The 18,332-nt window shown below is 40.3% G+C and carries 20 protein-coding genes; all 20 read left to right on the top strand.

The window, feature by feature from the left end:
• The first annotated feature begins 40 nt into the window (after nucleotides 1-40).
• A complete protein-coding gene (locus FZF09_RS20960; protein WP_158738506.1) occupies nucleotides 41-784 on the top strand; it encodes a VWA domain-containing protein in 744 nt (247 codons plus the stop codon).
• A complete protein-coding gene (locus FZF09_RS20955) occupies nucleotides 744-1,757 on the top strand; it encodes a protein kinase domain-containing protein (protein WP_158738505.1) in 1,014 nt (337 codons plus the stop codon). The genes FZF09_RS20960 and FZF09_RS20955 overlap by 41 nt, the downstream gene beginning before the upstream one ends.
• Nucleotides 1,758-1,782: 25 nt before the next feature.
• Nucleotides 1,783-2,541: a threonine/serine exporter family protein gene (locus tag FZF09_RS20950; protein ID WP_158738504.1), complete on the top strand. Its 759-nt coding sequence runs from the start codon at nucleotides 1,783-1,785 to the stop codon at nucleotides 2,539-2,541.
• A 27-nt stretch (nucleotides 2,542-2,568) separates the two neighbouring features.
• A complete protein-coding gene (locus tag FZF09_RS20945) occupies nucleotides 2,569-3,015 on the top strand; it encodes a threonine/serine exporter family protein (RefSeq protein WP_370514517.1) in 447 nt (148 codons plus the stop codon).
• Nucleotides 2,999-4,402, top strand: a complete 1,404-nt coding sequence (gene tilS / locus FZF09_RS20940) for a tRNA lysidine(34) synthetase TilS (RefSeq protein WP_158738503.1) — start codon at nucleotides 2,999-3,001, stop codon at nucleotides 4,400-4,402. The genes FZF09_RS20945 and tilS overlap by 17 nt, the downstream gene beginning before the upstream one ends.
• A gap of 144 nt (nucleotides 4,403-4,546) precedes the next feature.
• On the top strand, nucleotides 4,547-5,089 hold the full coding sequence (hpt, locus tag FZF09_RS20935; protein ID WP_199256837.1) for a hypoxanthine phosphoribosyltransferase: 543 nt from the start codon (nucleotides 4,547-4,549) through the stop codon (nucleotides 5,087-5,089).
• Nucleotides 5,090-5,156: 67 nt separating this feature from the next.
• Nucleotides 5,157-7,223, top strand: a complete 2,067-nt coding sequence (gene ftsH, locus FZF09_RS20930; protein ID WP_158738502.1) for an ATP-dependent zinc metalloprotease FtsH — start codon at nucleotides 5,157-5,159, stop codon at nucleotides 7,221-7,223.
• A gap of 89 nt (nucleotides 7,224-7,312) precedes the next feature.
• A complete protein-coding gene (locus FZF09_RS20925) occupies nucleotides 7,313-8,095 on the top strand; it encodes a type III pantothenate kinase (protein ID WP_158738501.1) in 783 nt (260 codons plus the stop codon).
• A 7-nt stretch (nucleotides 8,096-8,102) separates the two neighbouring features.
• Nucleotides 8,103-8,999: an Hsp33 family molecular chaperone HslO gene (hslO, locus tag FZF09_RS20920; RefSeq protein WP_158738500.1), complete on the top strand. Its 897-nt coding sequence runs from the start codon at nucleotides 8,103-8,105 to the stop codon at nucleotides 8,997-8,999.
• 96 nt (nucleotides 9,000-9,095) lie between these two features.
• Nucleotides 9,096-10,022 carry a cysteine synthase A gene (gene cysK / locus FZF09_RS20915; RefSeq protein ID WP_158738499.1) on the top strand — a complete coding sequence of 309 codons (927 nt, stop codon included), beginning with the start codon at nucleotides 9,096-9,098 and terminating at the stop codon, nucleotides 10,020-10,022.
• Between the two features lie 82 nt (nucleotides 10,023-10,104).
• Nucleotides 10,105-10,239 (top strand): hypothetical protein, encoded by a 135-nt coding sequence (locus tag FZF09_RS23190; protein WP_255450617.1) that lies wholly within the window; start codon nucleotides 10,105-10,107, stop codon nucleotides 10,237-10,239.
• Nucleotides 10,240-10,417: 178 nt separating this feature from the next.
• A complete protein-coding gene (locus FZF09_RS20910; RefSeq protein ID WP_304503077.1) occupies nucleotides 10,418-11,875 on the top strand; it encodes an anthranilate synthase component I family protein in 1,458 nt (485 codons plus the stop codon).
• The gene (gene pabA, locus FZF09_RS20905) at nucleotides 11,859-12,443 is read left to right on the top strand and encodes an aminodeoxychorismate/anthranilate synthase component II (RefSeq protein WP_158738497.1); all 585 of its coding nucleotides are present in this window, start codon (nucleotides 11,859-11,861) and stop codon (nucleotides 12,441-12,443) included. Before FZF09_RS20910 ends, pabA begins: the two co-directional genes overlap by 17 nt.
• 3 nt (nucleotides 12,444-12,446) lie before the next feature.
• Entirely contained in the window at nucleotides 12,447-13,352 is a 906-nt protein-coding gene (gene pabC, locus FZF09_RS20900; protein ID WP_158738496.1) for an aminodeoxychorismate lyase, read from the top strand.
• Nucleotides 13,345-14,187 (top strand): dihydropteroate synthase, encoded by an 843-nt coding sequence (gene folP / locus FZF09_RS20895; protein WP_158738495.1) that lies wholly within the window; start codon nucleotides 13,345-13,347, stop codon nucleotides 14,185-14,187. Before pabC ends, folP begins: the two co-directional genes overlap by 8 nt.
• Complete coding sequence (gene folB, locus FZF09_RS20890) at nucleotides 14,180-14,542, top strand: dihydroneopterin aldolase (protein WP_158738494.1); 363 nt, start codon at nucleotides 14,180-14,182, stop codon at nucleotides 14,540-14,542. Before folP ends, folB begins: the two co-directional genes overlap by 8 nt.
• The gene (gene folK, locus FZF09_RS20885; RefSeq protein ID WP_158738493.1) at nucleotides 14,539-15,072 is read left to right on the top strand and encodes a 2-amino-4-hydroxy-6-hydroxymethyldihydropteridine diphosphokinase; all 534 of its coding nucleotides are present in this window, start codon (nucleotides 14,539-14,541) and stop codon (nucleotides 15,070-15,072) included. The genes folB and folK overlap by 4 nt, the downstream gene beginning before the upstream one ends.
• The gene (locus FZF09_RS20880; RefSeq protein ID WP_158738492.1) at nucleotides 15,024-15,227 is read left to right on the top strand and encodes a helix-turn-helix domain-containing protein; all 204 of its coding nucleotides are present in this window, start codon (nucleotides 15,024-15,026) and stop codon (nucleotides 15,225-15,227) included. Before folK ends, FZF09_RS20880 begins: the two co-directional genes overlap by 49 nt.
• A gap of 19 nt (nucleotides 15,228-15,246) precedes the next feature.
• The gene (gene dusB / locus FZF09_RS20875) at nucleotides 15,247-16,248 is read left to right on the top strand and encodes a tRNA dihydrouridine synthase DusB (protein ID WP_158738491.1); all 1,002 of its coding nucleotides are present in this window, start codon (nucleotides 15,247-15,249) and stop codon (nucleotides 16,246-16,248) included.
• Between the two features lie 130 nt (nucleotides 16,249-16,378).
• Entirely contained in the window at nucleotides 16,379-17,875 is a 1,497-nt protein-coding gene (gene lysS, locus FZF09_RS20870) for a lysine--tRNA ligase (protein ID WP_158738490.1), read from the top strand.
• The last annotated feature ends 457 nt before the right edge of the window (nucleotides 17,876-18,332 follow it).

Here is an 18,332-nt window from a genome sequence, read left to right as displayed (position 1 = left end):
GTCAAAAATGAAAATAATACCAAATATGGAGGGGAACATTATGAGTGGAGGAAAAATCAGACAAATTTTATTATTAACCGATGGCTGCTCTAACCAAGGTGAAGATCCTGCTGCAGTTGCAGCATTTGCAAAAGAAAAAGGAATAACTGTAAATGTGATAGGAATTCTTGAACATGGATCAGCTCGTGAACATGGAATGAAAGAAGTGGAAGATATATCGATGGCAGGAGGGGGTGTTAGTCAGGTTGTATATGCTAATCAATTATCACAAACCGTACAGATGGTAACTAGACAAGCTATGACCCAAACCCTGCACGGAGTGGTGCACAATGAACTGCGCCATATTTTAGGTGAAGAACAGGAAATGGAAGATCTCCCGCCTGATAAAAGAGGGGAAGTTATGGAGGTGGTGGATGAATTAGGAGAGAATATTAGTTTAGAGGTTTTAATTTTAGTAGACACAAGCGCAAGCATGAAAGCTAAGCTTCCAATGGTGCAAGAAGCTTTGTCTGATTTATCTATCAGTTTGAATTCGAGAACCGGAGGAAATCATTTTTCTTTGTTTTTATTTCCCGGGAAAAGAAAAGAAGTGGAAAAAGTACTAGACTGGACTCCAAAAATTAACTCTCTTACCGGAACATTTAATCGCTTAACTACCGGAGGAGTGACACCTACCGGGCCTGCCTTAAAGGCTGCTTTATATCATTTTGAAAAACGTCAGGACAGAAGGAGTCTGATTGAATATGGAGAGGAAGACGGTCCATTTGAAGAATCAGGCTTCTAATCTTACTCCGGGAACAAAATGGCTCGGGAAATGGAACAGAAATCCATACCGCATTGTTAAAAAACTAGGTTATGGAGCAACAGGCTCTGTTTATTTAGTAGAAACAAGAACAGGACAGGCTGCGGTGAAAATTGGTGAAAATAAGATGTCATTAACTTCGGAAATAAATGTATTAAAACATTTTTCAAAAGTTAAAGGTAATGTACTAGGGCCTTCTTTATGGGATGTAGATGATATAGAAATTGGGAATGAAACGTATCCTTTTTTTTGTATGGAGTATTTAAAAGGGGAGTCATTATTAGAATTTACGAAAAGAAAAGGAGTAGAATGGGCACCAATACTCATGGTCCAGTTATTAGGAGATCTTGACCGTCTGCACAGAGAGGGGTGGATATTTGGGGATTTAAAACCTGAAAATTTAATTGTAACTGGCCCGCCTGCACGAGTTAGATGGTTTGATGTAGGGGGAACAACAAAAATAGGGAGATCTATCAAAGAATATACAGAATTTTATGATAGAGGATATTGGGGACTTGGTGATCGAAAGGCAGAACCGTCTTATGATTTGTTTTCCACTGCTATGATATTTATTCAAACTGCTTATCGCGAGCGATTTAATAAACCGTCTGGTAACGAGAATAGTTTAGATTATTTATCAAGACGGATTTCAAACATGTACCCGCTTTCCCCTTATAAAAAAATTCTCCTTTATGCCTTAAAGGGGAAGTATACAGGAGCTCAATGGATGAAAAAAGATGTGATGGCAGCCATTGAAGCTCGTTCATATAAAAGGTCGAATACAAAGAAGATAACTCGTTCTGCTCACCCGGTTAAAAAGAAAGCAAGAAGCGGATCGAATCTGCGAAAAAATAATAGAAACAAGGAAAATTCTTCTTATAGAGTAGAGATTATCCTCACAGCCTCTTTTCTCTTTTTATCATCTATTCTATACTTTATGGGACAATGGATGTAAAGCGCGGAAGAGCGGGGAGGGCTTCATGGGTAAAGCAGAACAAACAATGGAATGCTGTTTACTTGGCGGCAAACTAATGCTTCGCTACGGAGCTGAAACATATAGAGTAGAGGATACAATGACACGTATGGCTCAATCTGCTGGTATGCATCATGTTAGTAGTTTTGTAACAATAACCGGTATTTTTTTAGCATTTCGTACAACAGAAGGCCAAGATCTCATGCAAATGATCCGTGTGCGGGAACGATATCAGGATTTAAGCAAGGTAACATCTGTGAACCAGGTTTCAAGAGAATTTACACACGGTGAGTTAACCATAGAAAATACAATCCAGAAACTTATTGAAATTGAAAAAGCCCCTATGAATTATCCTTTGTGGTTGATTTATTTAGCATCGGGTATAGGAGGGGCTGCTTTCTCTTATTTAATAGGGGGAAGCTTATTCGATGTTCTGCCTGCTTTTATTGGCGGATTAATTACCACGGTTTCTTTAGTTTTGTACCAAAAATATTTGAAAGTTAGATTTTTTTCGGAATTTTTGGCGTCTCTAACAGGTGGAATGATTGCTATTTTACTGGTTCAATCAGGATTTGGTATAAGTATAGATCAAGTGATTATCGGTACACTCATTCCGCTAGTACCCGGTGTTCCGTTGACTAACTCAGTCAGAGACCTCATGTCAGGAGACCTAGTAGCCGGGGTTGCTCGCGGGGCGGAAGCTGGTGTCTCCTCGCTTTCTATAGCTGCAGGAGTTGCTGTCTCTCTTTCTATCCTATATATTTAATGCAAGCTAAGTACTGGAGTGTGCCCAATGATTTGGTTAGAATTATTACTTTGTTTTATCGCTACTGTAGCTTTTGGAATTATATTTAATATTCCGCTCCGCCTTGTATGGTGGGGCGGGTTTATTGGTGTTCTTACCTGGTTTATTTATAATGTACTTCCAGATTTTGGATGGAGTAAAGTTTTCTCAGCCGCAGTTGCAGCGTTTGCGGCTGCTTTTGTATCGCACTGGCTGGCTCGTTTTAGACGTGTTCCAGTAACGACATTTACTATTCCAGGTATTATACCGCTTGTTCCAGGAGGAAGAGCTTATTCTACTATGCTTGCATTCGTTGAAGAGGATTATTTTAATGGGTTGCAGCAGGGAATAGAAACGTTGTTACAAGCAGGTGCCATAGCAGCGGGGTTAGTATTTGCATTGTCTATTTTTTCTATTGGAAAAGGGGTAGGGCAGCGCTATGAAACAAATCGTTAAACAATGGATAAATGAAAGGGAGCTTCTAAAAAATCGCAGTAAATTATTAGCAGCTGTCTCTGGAGGCCCGGATTCGATGGCTCTTTTACATTTATTATTGGAATTTCAGCAAGAATGGAAATTGGAAGTCGCCGCTGCACATATAAATCATGGGTTGAGAGAAAAAACGGCATCTGAAGATGAAAAGTTTGTAAGAACTTGGTGCAGGGATAAAGGTGTTCCTTATTTCAGTAAGCAGGTTGATGTTAAAGAAGCATTAGAAAAAGAAGGAGGTACCGTACAAGAACAAGCGCGACGTCTGCGATATGAATACTTACAGACATTGATGTCGAAATACAAATTAGATGTTTTGGCAACCGGTCACCATGCCGATGATCAAATGGAAACGATGCTTATGAAACAGACAACGGGCAGAGCTGTTTTAGGAGAAGCCGGGATAGCATCCTCACGGCCTTTCGGAAAGGGGAAATTAATAAGGCCGTTACTTTGTGTAACGAAAGAAGAAATTCTACGTTACTGCCATGAAAATAACATTTCATTTCGCACAGATGAAAGTAATAGTTCAGATAAATATACACGGAACAGATTCAGGCACTCTGTACTTCCATTTTTAAAAAAAGAAAATAAATCAGTCCATCAGCATTTTCAAGATTTTTTAGACTGGGAATCAGATGAAAGGCAGTATATTGAGTCTTTGGCAGAAGAAGAAATTCAACGACTTCTTTTAAACAAGCATGAACATTCCGTGACTATTTCTGCGGACGGTTTGATAGCGCTTCCTATCCCTTTACAAAGAAGAGGGATTCATCTAATATTAAAGTATCTTTGTTATTCAAAAATTCCTGAATTATCCATTTTACATATTAAACAACTAATTCATTTGTTACACCAGCATCACCCCTCCTTTACGTTGGATTGGCCGGGAGGGGTTAAGGTGTCTCGTTCTTACAACTCCTTGCGTTTTACCGTCAACAATGAGAGCAAGATGGAAAAAAGCAGACCCACTAGATATTTAAACATTTCTGAAAAGGTTTCTTATGATGATGTGACCTTCACGGCGCAAAGGACCAAAAATATAAAAGAATGGGCGCAACGAGAAAATGTGTTTATTTGTAAAGAGGGAGAAACAGTGTTTCCACTGATAATCCGTACATGGAAAGCTGGAGATAAAATTCAGCCATTAGGAATGAAGGGAACCAAAAAAGTGAATCGTATCTTTATAGACAAAAAAATCCCGCAAGAAAAACGAAACACTTGGCCTGTTTTAACGGATTCAACAGGAGAGGTCCTTTGGGTTCCTTATTTAAAAAGGTCTTCAAGCCATGTGAGAAATCTTGGATTGGAAACAGATTGTATTGCCATTCAATGTAAAGGTCTTCCTCAATAATGATTTTGTTATTGTATAGACCATGTCAAGGCTTGAAGGGTGAAATGTATGAAGAACTCATGGTAAGATAGGGAACGGACAACATTAGCACCAATGCATGAATAATTAGATTGAACCAACGCTTGGGAGGGTATATAAATCCAGATGCATGATGAAATTGAAAAAGTATTGATCAGCGAAGAAGAACTACAAGAAAAAATCCGTGAAATCGGTAAATATATAACCGAAGAATATGACGGACGTTTTCCGTTAGTTATCGGGGTTCTTAAAGGAGCACTTCCTTTTATGGCCGATGTGTCCAAGCGGATTGAAACTCATCTTGAGATTGATTTTATGGATGTGTCAAGCTATGGAAACAGTACCGTTTCATCTGGAGAAGTTAAAATTATAAAAGACCTGGATACAACCGTAGAAGGCAGAGACATAATTATATTAGAAGACATTATCGACAGTGGCATTACATTGAACTATCTAGTCAGTTTAATTAAACACAGAGGGGCGAAATCATTAAAAATTGTCACTTTGTTAGACAAGCCCGACGGCAGGCAAGTAGACCTTGTTCCTGATTTAGCTGGATTTACTGTGCCGGACGAGTTTGTGGTAGGATACGGGCTGGATTATGCTGAAAAGTACCGCAACCTCCCTTACATTGGTATTTTAAAGCCTGAAATATACAAGGGGTCATGATTGTGAGATACAATACAAATATGGTACTATTATTGAAGTTGTCAATGCCCGTGGGAGGAGGTCAGGAATGAACCGGATTTTTCGAAATACTGTTTTTTATTTGCTTTTGTTCCTTGTCATAATAGGTATCATTAGTTTCCTGAGTAATGATCAAACGGAAACGAATGAAATGACAACGAATGAATTTTTATCCAAATTACAAAATAACGAAATAAGTTCTGTAACTTTACAGCCGGAAGGGGAAGTATATCTTGTTGAAGGCCAGGAGGTTGGACAAGAGGAAGGAGAGGCCTTCCAGACATATTTACCTATTTCCGAAGAAAATACGCAGACAATAATGACCGCTCAAGGTCCTGATGGAGAAGCTCTTAGTTTAGAAACAGAGCCAGCTGAAGAACCAAGTGCTTGGGTTACTTTCTTTACATCCATCATTCCTTTTGTGATTATTTTCATTTTATTCTTCTTCTTGCTCAGCCAGGCTCAAGGCGGCGGCAGCCGGGTCATGAACTTTGGTAAAAGCAAGGCCAAGCTGTATCAAGAGGACAAAAAGAAAGCACGCTTTAAAGATGTAGCCGGTGCTGAAGAAGAAAAGCAAGAACTAATAGAAGTGGTCGATTTCTTAAAAGACCCTCGAAAATTCGCTAATATTGGTGCCAGGATTCCAAAAGGGGTGCTTCTTGTAGGGCCTCCAGGGACTGGTAAAACCTTAATTGCTAGAGCTGTTGCCGGAGAAGCGGGCGTTCCGTTTTTCTCGATCAGCGGTTCTGACTTTGTGGAAATGTTTGTAGGTGTGGGTGCTTCCCGTGTACGTGACTTATTTGAAAATGCCAAGAAGAATGCACCATGTATCATTTTTATAGATGAAATAGATGCAGTCGGGAGACAGCGCGGTGCAGGACTTGGCGGTGGACATGACGAGAGAGAACAAACATTAAACCAGCTGCTCGTTGAAATGGACGGTTTCAGCGCTAACGAAGGTATCATCATTATTGCAGCTACTAACCGTTCTGACGTGCTGGACCCAGCGCTTCTACGTCCAGGTCGTTTTGACCGTCAAATTATGGTAGGGCGCCCGGATGTTAAGGGACGAGAAGAAATCCTTCACGTGCATGCCCGAAATAAACCGATGGCTGACGATGTTGATCTTCATGCTATTGCTCAACGAACACCTGGCTTCTCTGGTGCCGATTTGGAGAATTTATTAAACGAAGCGGCACTTGTAGCAGCTAGAGCCGATATGACAAAATTACGTATGACTCATGTAGAAGAAGCAATTGACCGGGTGATTGCCGGACCAGCTAAGAAGAGCCGGGTTATTTCAGAAAAAGAGAAAAACATTGTTGCTCACCACGAAGCTGGCCACACTGTAGTCGGTGTCAAGCTTAAAAACGCTGATATGGTTCATAAAGTTACGATTGTTCCACGCGGGCAGGCAGGCGGTTATGCTGTTATGCTTCCAAAAGAAGACCGCTACTTTATGACTAAGCCTGAACTCCTTGATAAGATTGTAGGACTTTTAGGTGGACGCGTAGCAGAAGAAGTGATGTTTAATGAAGTTAGTACCGGAGCTCATAATGACTTTCAACGTGCAACGGACATCGCTCGCAAAATGGTTACCGAGTACGGCATGAGTGAGAAACTTGGACCGCTCCAATTTGGGTCAAGCTCAGGCGGACAGGTGTTCTTAGGCCGCGATATTCAAAATGAACAAAATTATAGTGATGCGATTGCACATGAAATTGACAAAGAAGTGCAGCGAATCATTAAAGAATCCTACGATCAATGTAAGCAAATTCTTACCGAATATAAAGATAGGCTTGAGCTTGTAGCGCAGACTTTATTGGAGTTAGAGACACTTGATGCACAGCAGATCAAATCATTAGTTGATGATGGAAAGCTTCCTGATGACCACCATTTAAACAAAAGTGATGATGAAGTTGGTGTTTCAAAGGAAAACGGACAGAATGATGATGTGAAAGTAAATATTCAGTCTAAGTCTAATACGGAGGAACAACCGGATACGCCGGAAGACGAAACCTCTAAAAAAGAAACCGACGTGACGGAAGGAAAAACGGAACCTGAAAAATTAGGTAATAATAATCCTCCTGCCGATGAGGATGATGACCGGAAATAAAAGGTGATGTGAAAAGGGGTGCCCTGATAAGGCATCCCTTTTTCAGCTAGATCAAGACAGTTAAGTATATTTCTAGGTGGGGACAACGTATGATACTTGTTATGGATGTAGGGAATACGAACATAGTACTCGGGTTATATAAAAAGAAAAAATTGGTTTCCTATTGGCGTTTATCAACGGATCAAAAAAAGACTGAAGATGAATACGGTTTACAGCTGCTTAATCTTCTTCACGTTCAAAAGGTGGAAGCACAAGAAATAGAAGGTGTGATTATCTCCTCTGTTGTGCCACATATTATCTATACGTTTGAACAAATGTGCCGCAAGTATCTTCGTCTTTTCCCTATGGTTATTGGGCCTGGCATTAAGACGGGCCTTAATATTCGTTATGACAATCCAAAAGATGTAGGGGCGGATCGAATTGTTAATGCTGTAGCGGCTATTGAGGAGTATGACGGCCCGTTAATTATAGTGGATTTTGGAACTGCAGCAACGTTTTGTTACATTGACCATAACAATCAATATATCGGAGGCGCTATTGCCCCTGGAATGAATGTTGCAGCCGATGCACTATACCAGCAAGCATCTAAACTTCCTCGTATCGAAATCGGTAAGCCTGATCATGTTATTGGGAAAAATACAGTACATGCTATGCAGTCAGGCGTTTACTATGGTTATGCCGGACAAGTTGATGGAATTGTGTCGAGAATGAAAGAAGAAGCCAAAGGAAACGCTTTTGTTATAGCTACCGGTGGTTTAGCTGAATTAATAAGTAAAGCTGCCAAGACGATTGACCGTGTCGATCCTTACCTAACCTTGAAAGGCTTGTGTTATATTTATGAGAAAAATAGATCGTATTATAGGAAAGGATGATTAATAAGTGGAAGATTATCTAATAAAAGCAACAGCTTATGACGGGAAAATTCGGGCTTATGCTGTTCGAACAACTGATATGATTAACGAAGCGGTACGCCGCCATCAAGCCTGGCCGACAGCCTCCGCTGCTTTAGGACGTGCAATGACTGCAGGTTCAATGATGGGTGCGATGCTAAAAGGTAATGATAAATTAACCATTAAAATTGAAGGCAGAGGACCGATGGGACCAATTATTGTAGATAGTACATCTAGCGGTGATACACGAGGCTACGCTCATAACATGCAAGTGCATTTTGATCTGAATCAGCAAGGTAAATTGGATGTGGCTCGTGCTGTAGGTACTGATGGAACTTTATCAGTAGTAAAGGATCTTGGAATGAGAGATCACTTTACGGGAAGCGTACCAATTGTGTCGGGAGAATTGGGGGAAGACTTCACCTATTATTTTGTTTCATCAGAACAGATTCCTTCTTCTGTAGGTCTAGGAGTGCTCGTAAATCCTGACAATTCCATACTTGCAGCTGGCGGATTCATTATTCAACTGCTGCCAGGTGCTGATGATGAACTGATAGATAAACTTGAACACCAAATTAACAATATGCCGCCAGTTTCAAAATTAATAGAAAAGGGGAAAAGTCCGGAAGAAATGCTTCACGTTATTTTTGGGGAAGATGTAAATATATTGGATCGGCATCCTGTCTCGTTTTCCTGTCAATGCTCAAAAGAACGTGTAGCAAATGCTTTGATTTCTCTTGGGAGCGAAGAATTGCAAGACATGATTGAAAAAGATGGCGGAGCGGAAACGCAGTGTCACTTTTGTAATGAAAAATATCATTTTTCTGCTGAAGATTTAAAGGAACTTCACCAACAAGCATGGAATATAGAAAATAAAGTGCAATAACGCATCTCAATTGATTGACACCTTTATGAAAGGCTGGTACTATAATAACAACAAATCCAATAAAAATACTTGGTATTAACGAGGGGGATCTGATCCATGAAAGTGGCAAATAACATTACAGAACTAATTGGAAATACACCACTGGTGAAATTGAACCGCTTGACAGGAGAAAATGACGCTGATGTATACTTAAAGCTTGAATTTATGAATCCTGGCAGCAGTGTTAAGGATCGTATTGCTCTTGCAATGATTGAAGCGGCAGAGCGAGATGGAAAGCTTAAGCCTGGAGACACAATTATTGAACCAACAAGTGGAAACACTGGTATTGGTCTTGCGATGGTTGCAGCAGCAAAAGGATACCGTGCTATTCTTGTAATGCCTGATACTATGAGTATGGAACGCCGTAATCTTCTTCGAGCATATGGAGCGGAATTGGTACTTACTCCTGGTCCAGATGGTATGGGAGGAGCTATCAGCAAAGCGAACGCATTAGCCAAAGAAAACGGCTATTTCGTTCCTCAGCAGTTTGAAAATGAAGCAAATCCTGAAATTCATCGCGAAACGACGGGAAAAGAATTATTGGAGCAAGTTGACGGTCAGATCGATGCATTTGTATCTGGCATTGGTACTGGCGGTACGATTACTGGCGCTGGTAAGCTGCTTAAAGAAAACTTCCCAAATCTAAAAATTATCGCTATCGAGCCGGCAGATTCTCCTGTATTAAGCGGAGGAAATAAAGGACCGCATAAAATCCAAGGAATTGGTGCAGGGTTTGTTCCAGAGATTTTAGATACTGATATTTATGATGAAGTAGTCACAGCAACTACAGAGCAATCTTTTGAATATGCAAGACGAGCAGCGAAAGAAGAGGGAATTCTCGGTGGAATTTCTTCAGGCGCAGCAATTTATGCTGCTCTAGAAGAAGCTAAAAAACTTGGTAAAGGCAAGAAAGTAGTAGCGGTTATTCCAAGTAATGGAGAACGTTACCTAAGCACCCCTCTATACCAATTTGAAGAAGAATAATTAAAACGAGTAAAAAGCAGAGCCTTTAATGAGGCTCTGCTTTTTTATAAAGGTAAGAAATGATAAATATTTAGCGTTTTACATGTCTAGCGCAAGCGCCTACTCGCTCGAGATTCCTTCGGTTTGTCAATGGAAAGCAAAGATCAGCTTTCCATATGCCGCCCCTCCAGGACTTGTCGCTCGTGAGCAAGGCGCTTGCGCTTTTCTTATTAGATGAATTTAATAAACAGTATAACGAAGGCCGCCATAAAGTCTCGGCCGCAAAGCTGAGTTTTTATAATGATAAAATGTCTGTTTCGTGATAGGATAAGATCAATTGAATGTTAATTGCAGGAGGGGAAGTCATGACTGAAGATCTGGCTCCATTACCGGGTCATTCAAAATCTTATAAGGTAATGGCGGCTTCATTTAAATATCCAGAGAAAGAATTCTTCTCATCCTATCAAGCGTTAAGTGTGGACAAAAAGCAGCATATATTGTTAGAAAGCGGACAAAGAGGAAGATACAGCATTGCAGGCCTTGTTCCGTTTGCGGTAATGAAAGGAAAGAACAACAACCTTTTGATTGAAACCCGTGAAGGGAACGTTCGAAAAAGCGGAGAGCCTTTAGAAGAAATGAAAAAATGGCTGAAACCTTATAAAACAGAATCAAACCCAAACCTCCCAGATTTTCAAGGGGGGATAATAGGCTTTGTCAGCTATGATTATATTCGTTATGTCGAAGAACTGCCGTTAGATACAAGGGATGACCTCAGCACAGATGACTTGTATTTTTTAGCTTTTCAACAGGTATTTATATATGACCATCATAATAAAAAGTTATGGATTATTGTTCATTATGCAAGGGGAGAAGAGGCTGAAGCAAAAGCTGACATCCAGCGGTTAAAAGCTATGTGGCAGCACCCCCCGTATTTTTCTTGGGGGCGTTGTTTAGAGCAGTATGACTTGCTCAGCTCTGCTAACAGGAATAGATGCCAGCGTTCATCTTTTTCGGAACGAACGTTTGCGCGGGCAGTCAAGAAAGTTCAAGAGTATATACGTTCCGGTGATGTATTTCAAGTAAACCTGTCAGTTCGACAGGCTAAAAATTTGTTGACCCCTCCTTTTCATATTTATGAAAAATTAAGGGAATTAAATCCTTCTCCTTACATGGGGTATATGCATACACCTGATTTTCAGCTTGTCAGCGGGTCGCCGGAACTTCTAGTTAAAAAAAGAGGTGACGAAGCATCTACGAGACCTATTGCTGGCACCAGACCGCGCGGGGCTACAGCAGAACAAGATGAAGGTTACGAACAAGAGTTAATAGCAACAGAAAAAGAACGGGCAGAGCATGTAATGTTAGTTGATCTTGAAAGAAACGACCTTGGGAAAGTATGTAAGTACGGTACTGTGTGCGTAGATGAACTAATGGTGATTGAGCGTTATTCCCATGTCATGCATATTGTTTCCAATGTAAAAGGAAAACTTGCCGATAATGTAGATGAATATGATATGATAAAAGCAGCGTTTCCAGGAGGTACAATCACTGGTGCTCCTAAAATTCGGACCATGGAAATCATTGAGGAGTTAGAACCTGTCAGGCGCGGCGTCTATACAGGCTCCATTGGCTGGATCGGTTTTAATGGAGACATGGAATTAAATATTGCTATCCGCACTATGGTTGCTAAGGACGGTATGGCATACGTGCAGGCAGGTGCTGGCATTGTTATTGATTCGAGTCCAGAAGCAGAGTATCAGGAATCGTTAAAAAAAGCGAGAGCATTATGGAAAGCGCAAGAGATTAGTGAAGAAGAGATGGCTGTAAAGCAGAGCCGAGCAGAGGAGGAAAAAGTATATGATTTTAATGATTGATAATTACGACTCGTTTACCTACAATCTGGTTCAATATCTCGGAGAAATGGGTGAAGAGCTTGTTGTCCGAAGAAATGACAAGATAACGATTGAAGAAATAGAAGAAATGTCTCCGGATTTTCTCATGGTGTCACCGGGACCGTGCAGTCCAGATGAAGCCGGTATCAGTATGGAAGCTATTAAGTATTTTGCTGGTGAAATTCCGGTATTTGGTGTATGCCTGGGCCATCAATCCATCGCTCAGGTATTTGGAGGAAAAGTTATTGGCTCAGACCGGCTGATGCACGGTAAAACGTCAGAAGTGAACCATAACGAACAATCGGTTTACAAAGGGCTGTCTAATCCATTTACAGCTACCCGTTATCATTCATTAATAGTAGAAAAACAAACCCTTCCTGACTGTTTTGAAATTACATCATGGACAAATGAGGGGGAAATAATGGGTATACGTCATCGCTCTCTTCCGGTAGAGGGAGTTCAGTTTCACCCTGAATCGATTATGACAGGAGAAGGGAAAAAACTGCTTCGGAATTTTGTTGAAGCACACCGGGAGCAGCAAGGAGTTTAACAAATGTATGTTTATATAAACGGAGAAATAAAAGAGGCGGGCGATGCTCGTCTTTCTGTTTTTGAACACGGCTTTATGTACGGTCTTGGCTTGTTTGAAACGTTTAGAATATATAACGGCCATCCATTTTTACTGGATGACCATTTCCGAAGAATGGAAAAGGGTCTTTCGTTAATGAATATAGAATGGAAGTATAAACGTAAGGAAGTAAAGCAGCAGTTAAATGATTTGCTTGAAGCAAATCAGTGGAAAAATGCCTATGTTCGTTATAATATTTCTGCAGGAACAGGAGAGCTTGGACTGACAACAAAGTCCTATCAATCACCTGCCATTATTATTTATATGAAACCCCTCCCAGAGGCTGGAGAAAGTCGACCTGCTGAGAAACAGGGGCAGTTGTTAACGGTAAGAAGAAATTCACCAGAAGCCTCTACGCGTTTAAAGTCCCATCATTACTTTAACAGTATTTTGGGTAAAAGAGAAGCAGGAGATGATTTCTCCATTGAAGGTCTTTTTGTGAATGAACAAGGAGATCTCGCTGAAGGAGTCGTTTCGAACCTCTTTTGGGTAAAGGGTACCACAATATATACCCCATCCGTTCAAACAGGAATATTAAACGGTATTACCCGCACCTTTGTGATAAACCTTGCTAGAAAACACTCTTATTATATACGAGAAGGCCGGTTTAAACCTGCTATGCTTTTTGATGCAGATGAAGTATTTATAACGAATTCAATTCAAGAAGTTGTACGTCTTAAAGCTGTCGATCAGTACACCTTTAATTACCGTGATCAAAACAAAGGTCATTCTGTAGTGGATTTTTTGCAGAACGAGTATATTAAATACCGACAACAATTATGGAATTCAGAAGAGATTTTTTTTGAGGAAAGGAAGAAGGAAAATGAGTAGTACTGTTATTACATGGGGACCTTGGACGTTGGATTTTTCTAAAAAAACATACGTGATGGGGATTTTAAATGTTACACCAGACTCCTTTTCTGATGGAGGACGATTTGATAATGTTACAAAAGCTGCAGAAAGAGCACATGAAATGGTTGAACAAGGTGCTGATATTATTGATATTGGCGGTGAGTCAACCAGGCCGGGTCATGTCAAAGTGGAAGGTGAAGAAGAAAGAAGACGAGTTCTCCCGATAATAGAAGCTATTGCAAAGACAGTAAATGTTCCCATTTCCATTGATACGTATAAAGCAGAAACAGCAAGACAAGCTATCGAAGCTGGTGCTTCTATCATTAATGACGTCTGGGGTGCGAAAGCAGATCCGGAAATGGCCGATGTAGCAGCACAGTATGATGTTCCGATTGTTATCATGCATAACCGGGAAGATTTGGGTTATCATGATTTGATGCCAGATATTTTAACGGATATGAAGGAAAGTATTATGATATGTCAAAATGCCGGAGTAAAAGAAAACCGTATTATTTTAGATCCGGGTATCGGTTTTGCCAAAACGTATGAACAAAACCTTGAAGTCATGAGAAGGCTTGAAGAATTTACGTCGCTTGGGTATCCTGTATTACTAGGTACGTCAAGAAAATCTATTATTGCTCAAACCCTCAACCTTCCGGCCAATGACAGAGTAGAAGGAACAGGCGCAACTGTTAGTCTAGGCATTGAAAGAGGGTGTGATATTGTAAGAGTTCATGATGTGCTTGAAATGAGCAGGACAGTAAAAATGATGGATGCCATGCTAGGTAAAGGTAAGGTGAAAACTATTGGATAAAATTTTCTTAAAAGGCATGCAATTTTATGCTTATCACGGCGTGTTTCGTGAAGAAAATAAGCTAGGCCAACGTTTTCAAGTAGACCTTATCATGGAAGCGGATTTATCGGAAGCGGCTGCAGAAGATGATCTTAAAAAAAGTGTCAACTATGCGGAGGCCCATCAAGCAGTGAAAGAAATAGTCGAAGGACAAACCTATGATTTAGTCGAATCAGTAGCTGAGTCCATTTCTGCTAATATTTTAAAACAATTTCCTATCGTTGCAGAAGTTACCGTCAAAGTAATCAAACCAGATCCCCCCATCCCGGGACATTACGAGTATGTAGCGATTGAAATAACGAGGAAAAGAACATGAAAAACCGAGTTTATCTAGCCCTTGGATCTAATATAGGAGATCGATTTCATTATTTACAAAGAGCAGTAGAAAAATTAAACGAGAAAAAAGAAATAGAAGTGACCCAGCTGTCATCTATTTATGAAACAGAACCTGTAGGTGTCACCGAACAAGCAGCTTTTTTAAATATGACGCTGGAGATGTACACCTCGTTAAAACCGGAAAGCTTATTAAAGACAACACAGTGGATAGAGCAAGAATTGAATCGTGTAAAAATAAAACGTTGGGGTCCTCGCACAATAGACCTTGACATTTTACTCTTCAATGATGAAAATATTAGAATGGACGATTTATCTATACCACACCCGCGGTTGGAAGAAAGAGCATTTGTTCTTATTCCATTAAATGAAATAGCTTCCAATGTTGTGGAGCCAACCAACTATAAATACATCCATGAACTTGCCGAAAATCTATCTATTAAAGAAAAAGAAGGTGTCCGTATATGGAAGAACTGCTCTGGGCCAGCAGGATTCGGGCTTTTCGGAAGTTGAAAGGATATACACAGGAAAGTCTTGCCGATAAGATGGGAGTTTCTGTTTCTATTCTTGGACAGGTAGAGCGAGGCAGTCGTATTCCGGATGATAAATTTTTAGATAATGTAGTGGAGGCATTAGGCATTACAAAAGAAGAACTCCATTCAGGATAACAGTATAGGAGGTGGAAAAATGTTGAAAATCGGCGATATAGAAATGAAAAACCAGGTGGTGCTTGCGCCAATGGCAGGAGTGTGTAATCCAGCTTTCCGTTTGATAGCAAAAGAGTTTGGAGCAGGGCTTGTTTGTGCTGAAATGGTCAGTGATAAAGCCATTGTAAACAAAAATGAAAAATCGCTGCAAATGCTTTACGTCGATGAACGGGAGAAGCCTTTAAGCCTGCAGATTTTTGGCGGTGATAAAGAAACGATGGCAGAAGCTGCCAGGGTTGTTGATCAGCAAACGAATGCTGATATTATAGATATTAATATGGGATGTCCGGTACCGAAGATTACTAAGTGTGATGCCGGAGCAAAGTGGCTTCTTAACCCTGACAAAATATATGAAATGGTCTCTGTAGCAGTACAAGCTGTAGACAAACCAGTGACAGTCAAAATGAGAATGGGCTGGGATGATGAGAATATTTTGGCGGTTGAGAATGCTAAGGCGATTGAAGCAGCTGGAGGAAAGGCTGTTGCTGTTCATGGGCGTACTCGCCTGCAAATGTATGAAGGCACCGCTGACTGGGATATATTGAAAGAAGTAAAAGAATCGGTGGACATTCCTGTTATTGGAAACGGGGATGTCAAAACGCCTCAAGACGCTAAACGTATGCTCGAAACTACTGGTGTGGATGGTGTTATGATTGGAAGAGCTGCACTTGGAAACCCTTGGATGCTGTATCGCACTATCCATTACCTAGAAACGGGAGAGCTGGCGGCAGACCCTTCTCCTCATGAAAAAATAGACGTCTGCATGATTCATATGGATAGATTGATCCAATTAAAAGGAGAAGTTGTCGCTGTTCGAGAAATGCGAAAACATGCTGCGTGGTATTTAAAAGGACTTCGAGGAAATAAAAAAGTCCGGGATCAAATTAATCAGTTAAATACGCGGGATGAAGTAGCTGCTGCTTTATATAACTTTGTCGATGAATTGGAAGCGGCTCAAAGGGAAAAAGCGTCGGCAGTATAGTTTTTCTTTATTTACTAAAAACAATGGGACTGCCCCTTTTGCGACTGAAGGGTCAGTCCCTTTAAATGGGAAATAAGCGGATATCTACTGTGAGAGAGTAACAGCTTAATATTATAAGGGGTGGATACACTTGAGTCAGGAACAGGAATATAACGACCAAATAGAGGTTCGCAGAGAAAAACTTCTAGCTCTTCAAGAAGAAGGGAAAGATCCGTTCGGTCAGCGTTTTGACCGATCGCATACAGCTTCTCTTATGACAGAAGAGTTTCAATCTTTTAGTAAAGAAGAACTGCAAGAAAAAGAAGCAGAAGTTTCAATTGCAGGAAGAGTGATGACAAAACGCGGAAAAGGAAAAGCAGGTTTTGCTCACATACAAGATTTGACAGGTCAAATACAAATATATGTAAGAAAAGATCAGGTAGGCGAAGAGGCTTATGAGATTTTCCAACGGACGGATATTGGTGATTTTGTAGGGCTAAAAGGTACAGCTTTCAAAACAAAAGTAGGTGAACTTTCAGTAAAAGCTTTTGAGTTCGTGCTATTATCTAAATCACTGCGTCCTCTTCCTGATAAGTTTCATGGCTTAAAGGACGTAGAACAACGTTACCGCCAGCGTTATCTTGATTTGATAGTGAACCCTGAAGTGCGCGATACTTTTGTGGTCCGTAGTAAAATACTACAATCGATGCGGCGTTATTTAGATGGACAAGGATATTTGGAAGTAGAAACACCGATGCTTCACGCTATTCCAGGAGGAGCAGCCGCCCGTCCATTTATTACCCATCACAATGCCCTTGATATGGAGTTGTACATTCGTATAGCAATTGAACTGCATTTGAAACGGTTAATTGTCGGCGGGATGGAGAAAGTTTATGAAATCGGCCGCGTTTTCCGAAATGAAGGAATTTCGACCCGTCATAATCCTGAATTCACCATGATGGAACTCTATGAAGCTTATTCAGATTATAAAGACGTAATGGTTTTAACAGAGAATTTAATTGCTCATATATCTAAAGAAGTGCTTGGTACGATTGTTATAACATACGGAGATCATGAGGTGGACTTAACCCCTGCGTGGCGCCGGGTCCATATGGTGGATGCTATTAAAGAAGAAGTTGGGGTTGATTTTTGGCAGGATATGAGCGACGAAGAGGCAAGGTCTCTTGCTAAAGAACATCGAGTGCCAGTGAAAGAAACAATGGCTTTTGGACATGTTGTTAATGAATTTTTCGAGCACTTTGTTGAAGAAAAATTAATACAGCCGACTTTTGTATACGGACACCCGGTTGCTATATCACCGCTTGCAAAAAAGAATGCGGAAGATCCGCGTTTCACTGATCGATTTGAATTATTTATAGTTGGAAGAGAACACGCAAATGCTTTTACAGAGCTTAATGACCCAATTGATCAACGCCAGCGCTTTGAAGCACAAGTGAAAGAAAGAGAACAGGGCGATGATGAAGCTCATATGATGGATACGGATTATTTGGAGGCAATGGAATATGGTCTTCCTCCTACAGGTGGTCTTGGGATTGGGATTGACCGTTTAGTTATGCTCTTAACTAATTCTGCATCCATACGTGATGTGTTATTATTTCCGCAAATGCGTAAACAATCAAATGAATAATAAATCTTTAGTGGATACTGGCCCGTTCATCGGGCCGGTTTTTTACACTGTTGCATAGTATTAAATGTTATTTTGTGAACAACCAAAACGGCATTCAATTTTCCATACGTGATGCTTATAAATGATATTTCGTTTTTTCTTAAGGAAACTCCCTTTAATTAATGACCAGCCTATTTTAAGGCCTGTCTTTTTACTCTAATAAAAATAGAAACAAATTTTTTATTATAAATTTGAAATTAAGGGTTGCATAAAACATGAGAGGCTGATATATTATTATTTGTCGCTGAAAAGACAGCGTGAAATTGATTAAAAAAAAGAAACAAAAAACATATTGACACTGCATTGTGCAGGTGTTAATATAAAAAAGTCGCCAATTGAGGCGGACGAAATTGTCCTTTGAAAATTGAATGAAAGTCAAGCGTCTGTTAATTTCTTTAATGATTATGTAAGATACAGC

Origin of the sequence: Alteribacillus sp. YIM 98480 (assembly GCF_009765375.1) — a bacterium.
Lineage (GTDB): Bacteria > Bacillota > Bacilli > Bacillales > Marinococcaceae > Alteribacillus.
Note: the sequence above shows the minus strand (reverse complement) of the source record. Positions and strands in the feature narration are given on the sequence as shown.

Bases quoted from the DNA above. Each gene is read 5' to 3' on its own strand.
- FZF09_RS20950 (WP_158738504.1), top strand. From the start codon at position 1,783: ATGGGTAAAGCAGAACAAACAATGGAATGCTGTTTACTTGGCGGCAAA.
- hpt (WP_199256837.1), top strand. From the start codon at position 4,547: ATGCATGATGAAATTGAAAAAGTATTGATCAGCGAAGAAGAACTACAA.
- ftsH (WP_158738502.1), top strand. From the start codon at position 5,157: ATGAACCGGATTTTTCGAAATACTGTTTTTTATTTGCTTTTGTTCCTT.
- folP (WP_158738495.1), top strand. From the start codon at position 13,345: ATGAGTAGTACTGTTATTACATGGGGACCTTGGACGTTGGATTTTTCT.
- folK (WP_158738493.1), top strand. From the start codon at position 14,539: ATGAAAAACCGAGTTTATCTAGCCCTTGGATCTAATATAGGAGATCGA.
- FZF09_RS20925 (WP_158738501.1), top strand. From the start codon at position 7,313: ATGATACTTGTTATGGATGTAGGGAATACGAACATAGTACTCGGGTTA.
- cysK (WP_158738499.1), top strand. From the start codon at position 9,096: ATGAAAGTGGCAAATAACATTACAGAACTAATTGGAAATACACCACTG.
- FZF09_RS23190 (WP_255450617.1), top strand. From the start codon at position 10,105: ATGTCTAGCGCAAGCGCCTACTCGCTCGAGATTCCTTCGGTTTGTCAA.
- FZF09_RS20880 (WP_158738492.1), top strand. From the start codon at position 15,024: ATGGAAGAACTGCTCTGGGCCAGCAGGATTCGGGCTTTTCGGAAGTTG.
- pabA (WP_158738497.1), top strand. From the start codon at position 11,859: ATGATTTTAATGATTGATAATTACGACTCGTTTACCTACAATCTGGTT.
- FZF09_RS20910 (WP_304503077.1), top strand. From the start codon at position 10,418: ATGGCGGCTTCATTTAAATATCCAGAGAAAGAATTCTTCTCATCCTAT.
- FZF09_RS20960 (WP_158738506.1), top strand. From the start codon at position 41: ATGAGTGGAGGAAAAATCAGACAAATTTTATTATTAACCGATGGCTGC.
- dusB (WP_158738491.1), top strand. From the start codon at position 15,247: ATGTTGAAAATCGGCGATATAGAAATGAAAAACCAGGTGGTGCTTGCG.
- FZF09_RS20955 (WP_158738505.1), top strand. From the start codon at position 744: ATGGAGAGGAAGACGGTCCATTTGAAGAATCAGGCTTCTAATCTTACT.
- FZF09_RS20945 (WP_370514517.1), top strand. From the start codon at position 2,569: ATGATTTGGTTAGAATTATTACTTTGTTTTATCGCTACTGTAGCTTTT.
- pabC (WP_158738496.1), top strand. From the start codon at position 12,447: ATGTATGTTTATATAAACGGAGAAATAAAAGAGGCGGGCGATGCTCGT.
- tilS (WP_158738503.1), top strand. From the start codon at position 2,999: ATGAAACAAATCGTTAAACAATGGATAAATGAAAGGGAGCTTCTAAAA.